This is a genomic window from Synechococcus sp. CB0205 (genome assembly GCF_000179255.1).
In the GTDB taxonomy this organism is placed as follows: Bacteria; Cyanobacteriota; Cyanobacteriia; order PCC-6307; family Cyanobiaceae; genus Vulcanococcus.
Window position 1 is genome coordinate 1 of sequence record NZ_ADXM01000055.1, and the last position, 15,478, is coordinate 15,478.

10 protein-coding genes are annotated in these 15,478 nt (G+C 62.1%); 4 read left to right on the forward strand and 6 right to left on the reverse strand.

Going from position 1 to position 15,478, the window contains the following annotated elements; all coding sequences use genetic code 11:
- Positions 1–13 precede the first annotated feature (13 nt).
- From CB0205_RS0111030 to CB0205_RS0111045, 3 genes are all read right to left on the reverse strand, one after another.
- Positions 14–919, reverse strand: coding sequence for a glycoside hydrolase family 104 protein (locus tag CB0205_RS0111030; RefSeq protein ID WP_010317331.1), 906 nt, complete (start codon positions 917–919; stop codon positions 14–16).
- 253 nt (positions 920–1,172) lie between these two features.
- Positions 1,173–2,249: a hypothetical protein gene (locus tag CB0205_RS0111040; RefSeq protein WP_010317336.1), complete on the reverse strand. Its 1,077-nt coding sequence runs from the start codon at positions 2,247–2,249 to the stop codon at positions 1,173–1,175.
- A 3-nt stretch (positions 2,250–2,252) separates the two neighbouring features.
- Positions 2,253–3,104: a TIGR04168 family protein gene (locus CB0205_RS0111045; RefSeq protein WP_043706015.1), complete on the reverse strand. Its 852-nt coding sequence runs from the start codon at positions 3,102–3,104 to the stop codon at positions 2,253–2,255.
- A gap of 46 nt (positions 3,105–3,150) precedes the next feature.
- Between CB0205_RS0111045 and nadA the strand changes: the two genes are divergently transcribed.
- Positions 3,151–4,119, forward strand: a complete 969-nt coding sequence (gene nadA / locus CB0205_RS0111050) for a quinolinate synthase NadA (protein WP_010317340.1) — start codon at positions 3,151–3,153, stop codon at positions 4,117–4,119.
- On the opposite strand, the gene CB0205_RS0111055 is transcribed toward nadA, so the two are convergent.
- Entirely contained in the window at positions 4,116–5,192 is a 1,077-nt protein-coding gene (locus CB0205_RS0111055) for a class I fructose-bisphosphate aldolase (protein ID WP_010317342.1), read from the reverse strand. The genes nadA and CB0205_RS0111055 overlap by 4 nt on opposite strands.
- 95 nt (positions 5,193–5,287) lie before the next feature.
- On the opposite strand from CB0205_RS0111055, the gene CB0205_RS0111060 reads away from it, so the two are divergent.
- Genes CB0205_RS0111060 through CB0205_RS0111070 form a run of 3 tightly spaced genes read left to right on the forward strand, consistent with a single transcriptional unit; the run spans position 5,288 to position 10,442 of the window.
- A complete protein-coding gene (locus CB0205_RS0111060; RefSeq protein ID WP_010317343.1) occupies positions 5,288–6,313 on the forward strand; it encodes a ligase-associated DNA damage response exonuclease in 1,026 nt (341 codons plus the stop codon).
- Entirely contained in the window at positions 6,310–7,950 is a 1,641-nt protein-coding gene (locus CB0205_RS0111065; protein ID WP_010317345.1) for an ATP-dependent DNA ligase, read from the forward strand. The genes CB0205_RS0111060 and CB0205_RS0111065 overlap by 4 nt, the downstream gene beginning before the upstream one ends.
- A complete protein-coding gene (locus tag CB0205_RS0111070) occupies positions 7,947–10,442 on the forward strand; it encodes a ligase-associated DNA damage response DEXH box helicase (protein ID WP_010317346.1) in 2,496 nt (831 codons plus the stop codon). Before CB0205_RS0111065 ends, CB0205_RS0111070 begins: the two co-directional genes overlap by 4 nt.
- Positions 10,443–10,761: 319 nt before the next feature.
- On the opposite strand, the gene CB0205_RS0111075 is transcribed toward CB0205_RS0111070, so the two are convergent.
- Together CB0205_RS0111075 and CB0205_RS16135 are read right to left on the reverse strand one after the other, a co-directional pair.
- Positions 10,762–14,925, reverse strand: coding sequence for an S-layer family protein (locus CB0205_RS0111075; RefSeq protein WP_083797936.1), 4,164 nt, complete (start codon positions 14,923–14,925; stop codon positions 10,762–10,764).
- A gap of 347 nt (positions 14,926–15,272) precedes the next feature.
- A partial coding sequence (locus CB0205_RS16135) for a hypothetical protein (protein WP_232197309.1) occupies positions 15,273–15,478 on the reverse strand: 206 nt, incomplete at its 5' end.

Below are 15,478 nucleotides of genomic sequence, written 5' to 3' on the forward strand. Positions count from 1 at the left end.
AAGGAGCCCTGGGTTAGATCCCTAGGCTCTTGGGCTTGGGGCCGATGCGATCGAGGGCCTGAAGACGGCAGCGCAGGGACTGCACCGGCTCACAGGTGGGGAGCTCAACCACAGGCTCCTGAGCAGGTTCTGCCAGGGTTTTCAGCTGGGCAAGGCTCTGCTCGTAAAAGGCCTTGAGGGCGGTGTAGCGCTTCACCGGTTGGCCGTAATAGCTGTATCCGGCCAGGGTCGGAAACGAGGCCCATTCCGGCGCCAACTTCGCCGCCAACTGGGGGGTGAACTCGCCACGATCGGCTAAAGCCAGGGCCCCGCGGCGCTGGATCAAGAACAGGGCCGCCTGATCCTGCACGTGGGGACCAAAGCCGGCCAGACCAAGCTTCTGACTGGCCATCGTCCAGGTGAAGGGCATGAACTGATAGGCACCCGCAGCGGCGCTGGCGTAGCGACCGGAATAGATCACGCGGTTGGGATGGCGCTCCAGTCCGCCCATCAGACCGCCACCAAACATCACGCGGTAACCGAGATCTTCACCACGGGCCCAGGTGCCCTCAGCGAACCGGATCGTGTTCAGCAGGGCACGGCGCTCGGGCGTGATGACGTAACGGAAGGGACCGCCGGGGCTGATCGTGCCGTCATTGCCATCCAGCATGGCCAGCCTTGAGCGGGGCATGGCAGGAGCCCGAGGCACCGGAGGGATGGCCGGCAACAGGCTGACGTCACTGGACTCGCTGACCTGGGGCTTGAGCTTGCCGGCATCGGCAAGGGCAGGCAGCGGAGCCAGAGCCAGGGCAACGCCGGCCAGGGAGAAGAGAGGAAGAGCAAGGGTTGAACAGACAGAGCTCGAAGGAGCAATCGACTTCGAGGGGATCTGAGTGGTCAAACCAACAAAGGCAAAGAGCAGCGCACGGAAAAGGGACACCCGGGAGGGTGCACGACCTGCGCACCGAATCAACAAGCTGTCTACGTGGGGCGGGAAAGCTATTTCCTGCCGAGGTATGGCAACTAATTAATTGGATGCGTAGAGTTTGCCTATCAAACCGTCAAACAGGCAAGTCATCCATACCAGTGCAATAACCGTCCACCAGCATCAAGAACTGCGCGTCCGTTTTCGCATCACTCTCAAGCACAGTTTGTGGTGACAAAAAGAACAAAAGGCTGAAAGTTTCAGCAGATCAGCACCTCAAGTCCGAAGCCAAGGCGATCAGGATCCGAGCCGCCTGATCGGCCCCATCGGGAGGCAAGCCGGATCCGCTGGCGGGGATCAACGGCTGATCGAGCTGCCACTCCCCTTTCTCCAACTGCGCCCGGCTCAACAGGCGATGGGGAGCATGCCGTTGCAGGGCCTCTTCCAGGACCTGGGCCTCCGCAAAGCCCACGCGATGGACCAGGTGAATGCCAAGCCCCAGGGCCATTGCCTCACAAAAGGTGCTGTAGCCGGGCTTCGTGATCACGCGCGAGCAGAGGGGCATCACCTCCAGGGGGCGGAGGTCCTGCGGGAGAACGCTGACGTTCTTGGCCGCGCAGTGCAGCCCGGGATCACTCACCAGAAAGTGGTGGTCTGGCCAACGGGCAAACAGCCCAGGGTTGAGCTGGAGGCCCAATCCACCGAATCCCATCAGCACGGTCCGATCTGGGGCTGCGCGCAGATTCAGCCGATCGCGCACCGCTGCTGAATCCAGGCGCGGACGACCGGCGGTGAGACCGACGTCATGGGAGGGGAGCCCCCAGTCCATCTCCATGGCCAGGGGGCAGCGAATCAAAGCCGTTCCCTGGCGGTAGAGCCCCAGGGCCCGCTCTGCCAGGGCCGTAAAGGAACCACCCATGGGCCGGTAGATGGCATCCCAGCCGAAATTGCCCATCCAGATCAATGGGACGGCGAGGGCCCCCGCCAACCGGGCCGCATCGGGGGGGACATCCGCCAGCACCACAACCGGTTCAGCCTGCTCTCTCAGCCAGGCCAGCTCCTGCTGAATCTGTTGGGGCAAGCGCTGATCCAGGGCCTCCAGCGCCGCCAGGGTCGCGTCTGGATCAGCCCCCAGGGCATCGGCCTGGATCACTCCGACATCCCAGCGCAAGGGGCGGTGCTCAAAGGGAATCTCCTCAAAGGCCAAGTCGAGAAACCGAGCGGGCAGGGGCGTCGAGAGCACGATCCGCCAGGACGGCTGCAACCGGTGCAGGGCGCTCAAGACAGAGGCGACGCGGGAGCCATGGCCAAAGCCATGGCCGCTGATGCAGACGTAAATCAGCACCGTCTAAACGTCCTCCGCGCGATAGAGCGTCTGGCGGTAGAGCAGGGCGCCGTCATGGCTGAACCAGCGATGGGAGACCTCCTGCAGCACGCCGCCCTGGAACTCCACCCAACTGAAATGCCGCAGGGCACGACCCTGGGCGTCCTCGCTGTGACGCGGGACAAACGCGGTATTGAGATAGGCCGTCCCGGATCGATCCCGGCAGAAGCTCTGACGCTCCCCCTGACCGCGTTTCAGCCGGTGATGCATGTGGCCAAACACCACCAACGGCAGAGGACGACTGCGGCGAATGCGATCGATCGCCAGGGCTAAATCCTGATCGCCCCAATCACAGGCCGGGGCCTTCCAATCGCGGCCGCAGGGATCGGAGGCCTCGCTACCCAGACCCGTCGGACCGGAATGGGCCAAAACCACCAGAGGGATCGAGGGATCAGCCCGCAATGCCGCTGCAGTGATGCGCTCGGCAGACTCCTCGACGCCCACCGGACCAAAGACCGCCTCGGCGGCGCGGTTGAGGTAATGCCCCCCTCCGGCACTGGCCGGACGGGCTCCCACGACAGCCAGCCCCGGGGGCTGCAACTCCCGCAGGCCCCAGCCGCAGTGCAGATCCCCCAGAAGCGTCAACTGCGCCTGAAGGGTGCGGCCACTGGCATCGCGGCCGGTGTCGTGGTTGCCAAGGATGCAGGCCAAGGGCAAGGCCAGGCGCGAGAGACGCTTGGGGATGGCCTGCTGGCCGTCGCTGAGGTCGCCCACGACCAGCAGGGCGTCCGGTTTGACCTGGGACAGAACCTCCTCATCCAGGCCGTCCCATTGGCCATGCAAATCTCCGGCGATGGCAATGCGGAGGGGGGCCAAGCGGTGCCTAGGCTTCCGCCATCCTGCACCACTTAGGGCCAGATCCTTGGTTTTCGCGGCAGCCCAGAACACCGCCTCCGGTTGCCCTGCTCACCGGGATCTACCGGAGGCCATTGCCGCATTGAAACGGCAACGCAATGCCGTGATCCTGGCCCACTACTACCAAGAGCCAGAGATTCAGGACATCGCCGACTTCATTGGCGATTCGCTTGAGCTCTCCCGCAAGGCAGCGGCCACCGATGCCGAGGTGATCGTCTTCTGCGGGGTGCACTTCATGGCCGAAGTCGCGAAGATCCTCAGCCCCCAGAAGACCGTGCTGCTGCCGGATCTGGAGGCGGGCTGCACCTTGGCGGATGCCTGCCCAGCCGATGGCTTCGCCCAGTTTCGGGCCGAGCATCCCGACCACCTGGTGGTCAGCTACATCAACTGTTCGGCTGCAGTCAAAGCCCAGAGCGACCTGATCTGCACCAGCAGCAATGCCGTCGATCTGGTGAATCAGCTCCCCGCTGATCAACCGATCCTGTTTGCGCCGGACCAAAACCTGGGGCGCTGGGTCCAGAGCCAGAGCGGCCGGGAACTCACCCTCTGGCCGGGTAGCTGCATCGTTCACGAAACCTTCAGCGAGCAGGGCCTGCTGCAACTGAAACTAGATCACCCCAAGGCAGAGGTGCTGGCCCATCCGGAGTGCCAGCAGCACCTCCTGGACCACGCCGACTTCATCGGCTCCACCAGTGCCCTGCTGCGGCGTTCCGAAGCCAGTGCAGCCCAGGAGTTCATTGTCCTGACGGAACCAGGAATCCTGCACCAAATGCGCAAGGCCGTTCCAGGCAAGGCGTTCTTTGAGGTCCCCGGCGCCGATGGCTGCAGCTGCAACGCCTGCCCCTACATGCGTCTGAACACGCTTGAGAAGCTCTGGCAATGCCTGGAGTCGATGGAGCCGCGCATCGAGATGGATGAAGCGATGCGCCTGCGGGCCCTCGCACCGATTCAAAAAATGCTCGAGATGAGCCGCTAATAGCTGTAGTTCGCCACAAAGAGGCTGCTGTCATCCGAGGGTTCGGATCCAGCGACATAACCGCCCAGGCTGGCGGCGCCGTTGGCACGGGCCCTGGCCATCAGGGCGGCTTGCCCCGCCTTGAGATCCGATCCTGCCCAGTGCTTGATGCAGGAATGCTGGAGGGCCCGGCCATAGGAGAAGCCCAGGTGCCAAGGGGCTCCTGAGGCCGCCTGGTTCACGGCGTTGAGACAGAGGCTCGCGTCCTCTTCGCTGAGGCCCCCGCTGAGGAACAGGATCGCGGGGACGGCCGAGGGAACCGTGCGCATCAAGGTGCGGGCCGTGAATTCACCCACCTCTTCGGCCGTGGGTTGCTGGGGGCAGGCCGCCCCTGCGCAGGTCATCGACGGCTTAAGCAAACTGCCCTCAAGAAAGACCCCATTGACCGCCAGGGCTTCGTAGGTGGTGCGCAACACCCATTCCTGGACGGCGGCGGTCGTGGTGATGTCGTGCTCACCGTCCATCAGGATCTCCGGCTCCACGATCGGCACCAGGCCCTGCTCCTGAACGGTGCGGGCATAGCGGGCCAATCCCCAGGCGTTCTCTTTAACGGAGAGCTCCGATGGTGAGCCATGGGAGCTGATCTGCAGCACCGCCCGCCACTTCGCAAAGCGCGCACCGCGTTCGTAGTAGCGCGCTGCCCGCTCCGCCAAGCCCTTCAGGCCGGTGCACCAGGATTCGCCCTCTAAGCCGCCGGCCAAGGGCTCCACCCCCTGATCGACCTTGATCCCGGGAACGATGCCCTGGGCCTTGAACAACTCGACAATCGGTCCCCCACCGGCCTCAGTCGTGCTGTCTTGAAAGAGGGTTTCTTCGAACAGAATCACGCCAGAGATGTGCTCGCTGAGGCCCTCGGTGGTTGCCAGAAGACTGCGGTAGGCGCGCCGGTTCTCCTCGCTGTTCTCCAGTCCGATCGCAGCAAAACGCTTGCCGATGGTTCCGGTGGATTCATCCGCCGCCAAGAGTCCTGTTCCCGGGGCTGCCAGGGCAGCAGCAGTGCTGGCCAGCTCATCACGAAACGCTTGCAGGGCCATGCCAGGGCAGCAGGGGGTCCCCCCTGACTAGCGAGAAAACGCGGTGCTGGGAGCTGGGTGGTCATGATTCAGGCCGATGACGCCCGCCAGCGCCCATGCCCCTCGCCCCAGGCGGCCTGCTGCAGCTCACCCGAGAAGGGCTGTACTGCGCGGCAGCTGGTGCCTGGATCGATCCCTGGCGGCCAGTCCCCAGGGCCCTCATCACCCATGCCCATGCCGACCACGCCCGGCCGGGATGTGGGGAGTACTGGGCCGTGGCCTCGAGTGAGGGGATCCTGCGGGAGCGGCTGGGGGCCGAGATCAATCTGTTACCGGTGGGCTACGGGGACCTGAACCGCATTGGCGACGCCCGGGTCTCCTTTCACTCGGCAGGACACGTGCTCGGCAGTGCCCAAATCCGACTGGAAGCCGGCGGAGAGAGCTGGCTGGTCAGCGGCGACTACAAGCGCTGCGCCGACCCCAGCTGCGAACCATTTGAGCCCGTACAGGCCGACGTCTTCATCAGCGAAGCCACCTTTGGCCTTCCCATCTACCGCTGGCAAAGCGGGGCGGAGGTGGCCCGTGAAATCGTCAACTGGTGGCGCGGCGCGCCGGACAGGCCTTCGGTGCTCTTTTGCTACGCCTTTGGGAAGGCACAGCGAGTGCTCGCCGAGCTGCATCGACTCGGCATCGAGGAGACGGTGCTGCTCCATGGCGCCGTCGATCGACTGATGGCGCCCTACCGCGAGGCGGGGGTTGCCATGCCACCGACGATGGCTCTCTCCCAGTTGCCCAAGGATGAATCCCTCGCGGGACGCCTGGTGATTGCGCCGCCGGCGGCCCACCGCAGCCGGGGGCTCAGTCGCTTGGCGAAGGCCCAGAACGGCTTTGTGAGCGGCTGGATGGCCGTACGGGGAGCACGGCGCCGGCGGGGCTATGGCCGCGGTTTCGTGATGAGCGATCACGCCGACTGGTCCGGACTGGTGCGAACCGTTCAGGACAGCCAAGCCCAGCAGGTCTATGTGACCCATGGTCAGAGCGCCGTGCTCTCGCGCTACCTCAAGGAGGTGGAGGGCATCAGCGCTGAACCCCTCGAGGGGGCCTTCGAAGCCGAACGCTTCGATGAGGAGGAGACGCCATGAAGGCCTTCTCCGCACTCTTCGCTGAACTCGATGGCACAAGCAGTACCACAGCCAAGCTGGAGGCCCTGGAGACCTATTTCCGCTCGGCTCCTCCGGCTGATGGGGCCTGGGCCATGGCCCTGCTGTTGGGCAAGCGCCGCAAGCGCTTGATCACCGGCCGGCGCCTGCGCGAAATCTGCCTGAAGGCCCTGGCGCTGCCGGATTGGCTGTTCGAAGCCTGCAGTAACCAGGTGGGCGATTCGGCCGAAACGGTCTCCCTGCTTTGGGGCCAACACCAAACGGATCCACCAAGGCAGGGCCCAGAGAAAAGCCTGGGGGACTGGATGGAGCAGGTCCTACCGAAACTGGCTGCAGCGGAGGGGAAGGAGCAGGAGGCCGCGGTGATTCGCTGCTGGCAAACCCTGCCCAACAGCGAGCTCCTGTTGATCAACAAGTTGCTCAGTGGTGGTTTCCGCGTCGGGGTCTCCACCGGGCTGGTGACCCGCGGTGTCGCCCGCAGCGCCGATCTCGATGAAGCCCTCATCGCCCATCGCCTGATGGGCGGGTTCACACCCTCGGCTGAGAGCTTCAGCGCGCTGACCGCAGCCGCGAGTGATGGCGATGCCCTGGCGGCGAGGCCCTATCCGTTTTTCCTCGCCAGCCCAATCGAACTCGAGCAGATCCAGCAGACCCCTGCGGACCAGTGGCAACTCGAGTGGAAGTGGGACGGCATCCGCGGTCAGCTGATCCACCGCAGTGGCGGTTGCAGTCTCTGGAGCCGCGGCGAGGACCTGATCAATGAGGCCTTTCCGGAGCTGATCAGCCTCGCTGAGACCTTGCCGCAGGGAACGGTGCTCGATGGGGAGGTCTTGATCTGGCAGGCCGAGGCACCAGCCCCAGAACCCTTTGCCACCCTGCAGCGGCGCCTCGGACGCAAGGCCCCGAGCCGGACCCTACAAAAGCAGTGCCCAGCGGCCTTCATGGCCTACGACCTGCTGGAGCTGGAGGGATGTGATCTACGGCAAGCGCCGCTGCAGGAGCGCCGTGAGCAGTTGGAAACGCTGGTTCAACGCTGGAGCGACGCCCGAGCGCACGGCGAGGAGCGATCACGCTTACGCCTCTCCGAGACCCCTGCCCTCAAGGGCTGGAGCGAGCTCGAGCCCCTGCGGGAGCAAGCGCGGGAGAAAGGGGCCGAAGGGCTGATGCTCAAGGCGAAACCCTCCCCCTACCTCGTGGGTCGCAAGCGCGGGCACTGGTGGAAACACAAGCTCGAACCCTTCCACCTCGATGCCGTCCTGCTCTACGCCCAATCCGGGAGTGGTCGGCGAGCGAACCTCTACACCGATTACAGCTTTGGGCTGTGGAATGACGAGGGCGAGTTGGTGACTTTCGCCAAGGCCTACTCGGGCCTCGACGATGGCGAGATTCGGCAAGTGGATCGCTGGATCCGGGCCCACACCACCGAGCGTTTTGGTCCGGTTCGAGCGGTCGAGCCGACCCTGGTCTTCGAGCTGGCCTTCGAAGGTCTGCAACCCTCCAAACGTCACAAGTGCGGCCTGGCGGTTCGCTTCCCGCGCATCAGTCGCTGGCGCCAAGACAAACCCGCCTCTGAGGCCGACAGCGTCGCCAGTGCCCTGGCCTTGATGGAGGGGCGATGACCAGCGCGCTTCAGCCGATCGAAGCCTGGTTCCAGCAGCAAGGCTGGTCACCCATGGCCTTTCAACAGGAGGTCTGGAACGCCTACCTCCAGGGCCAGAGCGGATTACTGCAGGTGCCGACAGGCTCAGGCAAGACCTACGCCGCCGTGATGGGGCCCATCGCCGAGATGCTCCAGGAGCCAGGCCAAGGCAAGGGCCTGCGCCTGCTGGTGATCACGCCCCTGCGGGCCCTCTCGCGGGATCTGGCCCTGGCGATTGAGCAACCGATTGAGGCCATGGGCTGGCCGATTCGTGTCGGAATCCGCAATGGCGACACGGCGACCCATGAGCGCAGCAAGCAGCTGCGCACCCCACCGCAAATCCTGATCACCACGCCCGAATCGCTGAGTGTGCTGTTGGCCAACCCCAAGGCACCGGCCTTGTTCGAGGGGCTTCAGGCCGTCGTCATTGACGAGTGGCATGAGCTGATGGGCAGTAAACGGGGCAGCCAGTGTGAGCTGTGCCTGAGTGGGCTGCGGCAACAACGGCCCAAACTGCGCACCTGGGCGATCAGCGCGACGATCGGCAACTTGGAGGAGGCAGCTCAGGCAGCCCTTGGGGCAACAGGCAGCAAGCCCCTGATCGTCTCGGAGCAACTGCAGCGGGAGACCGCCATCCGCAGCCTCTTGCCCGAGCAGATCGACGGATTCCCCTGGGGGGGCCACCTCGGACTGCGGATGTACGAGGAGTTAATAGCTGGACTGGATCCCGCCATCAGCACGCTGCTCTTCACCAACACCCGCAACCAGGCCGAGCGCTGGCACCAGTGCCTGCGCTTCGCCTGCCCGGAGATGGAGGACGCCCTGGCCCTGCACCACAGCGCGATTGATCGCACGGAACGGGAGGCCATCGAAGCGGCCGTCAAGGCGGGGGATCTGCGCTGGGTGGTCTGCACCAGCTCCCTGGACCTGGGGGTGGACTTCCAGCCGGTGGAGCGGGTGGTGCAGATCGGCAGTGCCAAAAATCTGGCGCGGCTGCTGCAGCGGGCCGGGCGCAGCGCCCACTGCCCCGGTGGGACGTCGCAGGTGCTGTTCATGCCCACCAACGCCTTGGAGCTGCTGGAGGTCAGTGCCATGCGCAGGGGCCTGGCCAGTGGCTTGGTGGAACACCGCAAACCACCGGAACTCCCCCTCGATGTCCTGCTTCAGCATCTGGTCAGCCGGGCCTGCGGCCCGGGGTTTGAGCCCGAGCAAGAACTCGCGACCGTTCGCAGCAGCTGGAGTTTCCGCAACCTCAGTGACGCTCAGTGGCAGTGGTGCCTGGACTTTCTCGAGCACGGGGGCCAATGCCTTGGGGCCTACCCCCGCTACCGCAAGTTGGTGCGCTGCAGACCAGACAGCGATGAGCCGGCAGAAGCGGGCCAGCCCTACCACTACCGGGTGATCGACAAGACGATTGCCCGCCATCACCGCTTCAACATCGGCACGATCACCGCGGATCGCTCCGTCACCGTGCGGTTTGTACGGGGCGCTGTCATCGGCCATGTGGAAGAGGCCTTCATCGGACGGCTGAAACCGGGCGATGTCTTCTTCTTTGCCGGGCGGCAACTCGAGTTCGTGCGCCTGCGGGAGATGACTGCTCAGGTCAAGGCCACCAGCCGCAAGAGCTCCACGGTTCCAGCCTGGGCCGGAGGACAGATGGCCCTCTCTGATCTGCTGAGCGAACACCTGCGGGAGGAGGTCGATCGTTGTGCCCAGGGCCTGAGCGATGAGGCAGAGCTCGACACACCGGAATTACGGGCGCTGGAACCACTGCTGCGGCGCCAGGCTGATCTCTCACGGATCCCCAGGCGGGAGCAGATCCTGCTGGAGGTGTGCTCGAGCCGTGAGGGCAGCCATCTCTTCGTCTTCCCCTTCGAAGGGCGCTTTGTCCATGAAGGCATTGGTTTTCTCTGGGCCTGGCGCCTGGCCCGTTATCGCCCCAGCACGGTCACGGTCTCGATCAACGACTACGGCTTTGAGCTGCTGGCCCCCAAGCGCTACCCCTTTGACGAGCTGATTGAGCTCCATGGCGATGAGCTGCTCGACGTCGCCAACCTGGACGCCGACCTGGAGCAGGCCCTGAACTTCTCAGAGCTCTGCCGCCGCCGCTTTCGCTCCATTGCCCAGGTCAGCGGCCTGGTCACCCAGGCCATGCCCGGACAGAACAAAACCGGCGGTCAACTGCAGATCAGCGCCGCCCTGCTCTTTGACGTCTTTCAAAAACACGAGCCGGATCACCTGCTGCTGGAGCAGGCCCGCCGTGAGGTGCTGGAGGAGCAACTCGAGACGCAACGCTTGCGCGCGGCACTGGAGCGAATGGCCTCGAGTGAATGGATGATGGAGCGCACCCAACGCCCGGGGCCACTGGCCTTTCCTTTGCTGGTGGAGCGCCTCAACAATCGACTCAGCAACGAGTCAGTCCTAGACAGGGTTCAGCGCTTGATCGCAGAGGCCACCAAAGCGGAGCGGTAGTTCGCAGGAACGACTCAGGTCCACAGCTCACCCACCCCACCACAACCTCATCCGCCTCAGCCCAGCGGATTCCTCTCACTAGTCGTAATGGTTGAGGCAACCGCACGGAAGCAGCGGTGGAACATGCCAGGAAGTGCAAGATCGCTGTGATCAAGGCCAATTCACCATGATTGAGCCTGGAGCGTTCTTGATGATTGGGTCAACAGGTGATCCTCATCAGAACTGGTGAGTTCCTATAAAGAAATAAAGAGCCCCCATTGCTATGTGGGGGGCTCTTCGAAGTCTTCAGCTATAGATTAAGTAATAAATGCATTCCAGGCTAGAAGCGGAATACTTCGGCTGCAGGTGAATCTACTGCCGCCTCGGCGCCAGTATTAACGCTGTCGAGGTAAGTGTCGAAATCGGTGGTGCCATCGGGAGCGAAGATACCAAGGAATCCAGCAGGGAGAGCGATCTTCAGATCTCTGTCATCGGCAGCGGAGAAATCGTTGCCTTGGATCTTGAACTTGAAGCTATTGCTGGTGGACGTGCTCAGGCTCTCGTAGTCGAACGCATCGCCGGCTCCAGCGGCGCTGGTCACCGTGTTGTTGGTGATCGTGAAGAAGCCAGTGGTGATGGACGCTTCGCCTTCCTCTCCGAAGGTGGCCTTGATCAGGTCACGGGGATCCTTGTTGTCTGATCCAACCGGGTTGTCATTGGTTTGAACGATGCGGTTGTTGTTGATGGTGATGTCGGCATCGAAGACGACGCCCTCACCGGCTTTTTCATTGACCGCGAACTCGATGCCATCACCAATGCGGGTGGTGACGTCATTGTTCTCGATCACAGCGGTCACCTTGGTGGTGCCGTTCTTGAGCCCTTCATTGATAGTGAATTTGATGCCTTCCGCTTTGTCGGCGCGCTCAATGGTGCCGGCTAGGTTGTCGGTGTCGGCTTCGATCGTATTGCCGGTGATCGTGAAGTTGTAGACACCCGATGCGGTGAAGTCGGTGTCAGACACGTTCTCCTGCAGGGTGATGGCGATGCCGTCAGTGGAGCCGTCCTCCCCAGGGGCTGCTCCCTTGGCACCGGAGGTATTCAGGGTGTTGTTCGTGATGGAGACGGTGGCCTGGGTGTTGGCACCGAAGGCGTCGAGGGTGAAGCCCTCGTCGCCGACGCCCGTCACGTTGTTCTGATCCACGGTGAGGATCAGGCGGCCGTTGTCGCCAATGTTGGCGTCGATTCCGTCAGCACCACCTTGGAGATTGCTAACGGTGTTTTGATCAATCACCGCGGTGAGGGTGGCGTTGCTATCGCAGGCGCCGGCCACACCGTCGGTGAAGGCATCGGAGCCAAGGTTCTCACCGCCGCGGCAGATGTTCAGCTCGATGCCGTCAGTGGCGTTGGTGCCGCGATCAGCAGGGAAGCCCAAACCGGAGGTGAGGTTGTTGTCTTTCACGGTGTTGCCGGTGATGGCGATGTAACCGTCTTTGTCGTTGCGAACAAAGATGCCCGCTTCCAGGTTGGAGTCTTCACTGGCCTTCATCCCCGACACGGTGTTGCCCGTAATGATGTTGTCGGTGCTGGTGCCAATGTTTTCGATGTAGATGCCTTCGCCTGTGGCACCAGTGATTACGTTATCTTCGATCGTTACCTTATTGCTGTTGCGCACATCGATGCCGCGACCGATGTAGCTCTCCACTGAAGAACCTTCGAGCAGGCTTAGCTCAGGGTTGGTGATGGTGTTGTCTTTGATCTCTAGGTTGGTGACGGTATCCGCAAGGATCTGGCCGTTCACCTTGATGATCTTCACCGCCTGATCTTGAACCTGGTTCTTGACGGTGACCTTCACGCTGGTCTTGTAGCTGGCCCCGATGCCTTCAATCTGGATGGCATCATTCACCTCGCCATTGCCCTCGTTGGTTTTGAGGGTATTGTTTTCAATCGTGAATTGGCCTGTGACATAGGTGTTATCTGTTGCCGCCTGATCGTCTTCGTTTTCGCTGAAGTAGATGTTGATCAGGTCTTTGGTTTTACCGTCGTCGTCGACACCAGCTTGTTTGGCATCATTGGATTGCGTGATTGCGTTGTTCCTGATGGTGACGTCGTAGTCGACGTTTGCGGAACCTTTGGCTTCGGTAAGGGTGTCGAATTCAATGCCATCACCCGAGCGTGTTTGGATGCTGTTGTCTTCAATCGTGGCTTTGATGGTGAGGCTGCCAGCGCGTAGCTTCTCGGCCACGGTGAATTTGATGCCTTCGGCTTTCTCTGGTTTTTCGTTGGTGCCGGCCAGGTTGTCGGTGTCGGCTTCGATCGTGTTGCCGGTGATCGTGAAGTCGTAGTTCCCTGCAGCGGTGAAGTCGGTGTCAGACACGTTTTCCTGCAGGGTGATGGCGATGCCGTCAGTGGAGCCATCCTCGTCCAAGTTTCCGCCTGCATCGGTGCGTGCACCTTTCGCGCCAGAGGTCTTGAAAACGTTGTCGCTGATGGTTGCAGTGACGGATGTATTGGCACCGAAAACATCAAGGGTGAATCCTTCATCACCGGCGCCAGTCACCGTGTTCCCCTTCACCATGAGGTTCAGGGTGCCGTTGTCGCCCACATTGGTGTCAATTCCATCGGCACTGCCTTGCAGGTTGGTGACGACGTTGTTGCTCACCACAGCGGTTAGGGTGGCGCTGCTGTTGCAAGCGCCGGCCACACCGTCGGTGAAGGCATCGGAGCCAAGGTTCTCCCCACCGCGGCAGATGTTCAGCTCGATGCCGTCAGCGGCGTTTTGCCCGCTCAGGCCGCGGGAGGTGGGTGCACCCACGCCGCTTTCCTGGTTGTTGTCCTTCACGGTGTTGCCGGTGATGGCGATGTAACCGTCTCTGTTGTTGCGAACGAAGATTCCGGCTTCGATGTTGGTGTCAACATCCACCCGCATGTCGCTCACGGTGTTGTTGCTCACCATGTTGTTGCGGCTGGTGCCGATGTTTTCGATGTAGATGCCTTCGCCGGTGGCACCCTTCACGGTGTTGCCGGTGATGCGAATGTTGTTTCCGTTCTTTACCGTGATACCGCGGCCGATCAGGCTGCCATTGGCATCACCCTCTAAGGCGCTGGTGGTGGGATTGGTGATGGTGTTGCCAGCAATCACCACATCGGTGGCACCGTCGAAGACGATGGCTCCTTCACCATTCACCGAGCCGGTGAAGGTGTTGTTGCGGATGCTGACATTGCTGGTGCTGCGGTTGGTGATCGTGGCGTTAGTGAAGCTGAAGCCTTCGATCGCACTGTCGCTGGCCACCGTCAGGGTGCCGTTGCTGATGGTCGGCGTGCGGTTGACGCTGCCGGCGCCATAGATCTCGCGCAGATCTGCCGTGCCGTATTGGGTGTCGAGATCGGGTGCATTGCTGCCATTGCTCAGCACCGCGCTCTTGGGTATTGCCAGGCTGCCGCCGCCTAAGTCTGTGGCATTGCCATCGGCCACCAAAATCACATCGCTGTTGCCGGCGTTCACTGCGGCCGTCAGGCTGGTGTAATCGCAGTCGTTGCCACTAGCGTTGCTGCCGACGCAGCGGATTACCCAATCTTCATTGGTGTCGGGATTCTTCGCCTTTTGGGTGCCTGTCTCGATCCGCACCTGGCTAATGCGCACGTCGATTTCACGTTCCACCGGTAGGCCACGCTGGGCCAGCAGGGCCTGCTCGGCGCGGGAGATTTCTGCATCGGCATCGCGGTTCAGCGGCTGCGTGCCGTAGCGGATGTAGCCGGTGGCTTTGCTCTGGAAGATGTCGTCGTAGCTGTAGGTGGCGCCTACCGCGAAATTGTTGGCGATGCGTGCCTCAGCCCGGGCACTGACGCCGGAGCTGTCGGGGCCGCCGGCCACCGTTGCGTCGAGGTAGTAGTACCCGGCATAGAGCCAGAGGCCGCCGCTGTCCCATCTGGCCACGGGAGTACCCACCTCCAGATCCAGACCGCCAAAGCTGGTGATCCAGTCTTGGTAGGTGTTGGTGAGATACAGCCTGTTATTGCTCAGATAGGCACCTGAATACCCCCGCCCCACCTCTTGATTGCTGTCGCTCAAGGGGATGTAACCGTTGGCGCGCAGCTCAATATTTTTGTTGAGTGCTTCAAGGCCCACCCCGGCCTGCCAGTTGTAATCACCCTCATAAGGGGTGGTATCGGCACCGGCGTTGACGCCAAACATCCAGTCCTTACCGCTACTCATCCAGCGGTAGCCCAGGCGGGAGCTAGCACCGAAGCTGCTGTCGTTGAGATCGCCGCCGAAATTCCAATTGGCAAAACCATCCACGAACAGCACGTTCCCGTCTTTTGACTGGGAAAGAGGCGCGTAGATATAGCCACTCAAAGTACTGAATGTCCCAGCGCCCTGGCTCTGGAAGCGCAAACCACCATTTGTCTTTACTTGTGGAACACTTCTATCTGTTGGATCCTCAGCGTGCGCGGCAGTACCAGACAAAAATAGCGCCAGGCCAACCGCAGCAGAACGAAAGCGCATTTGTCCAAAAACATTCCCAGCTATCCCAACTCCTTGCCCTATCTCGAATGTTATTGAGTTATTAAGAAGCGGTTACGCTAAGCCCACTCGGTCGACTAAGTCTTACTTTTGTCTCAGCCTTGTACCGACTGGAGTGTCTGGCTTGTGTAGCGGATGCGGCCCCATGTTCCGAAAGGCATGTCAGGCAGAGATGAGGCGCTAGAGCCCAGGCCCGCAAGTTCGTAAGACTTGACCTAGCACTGGCACCTGGTGGAACGCCTCAACAATCGACTCAGCAATGAGTCCGTGCTGGATCGGGTTCAGCGCTTGATCGCAGAGGCCACCAAAGCGGAGCGCTGAAGAGGAACTCAGTAGCCGTAGCGCAGTCTGCGGACTTCCACTTCAAGGCGAACCATCTCCCGGCGTGCCTTCGAGGCGCAATGGGGGCTCTGATCCAGGGCCTCGTTGTAGCGATAGATCGCCTGGATGTAGTGCTGCTCCAAATCCCGCAGCTGGCCATCGCCAATCGCCCGCTTTCGCACCATTCCCCTGAAAACACATCCCTCTCTGGCTC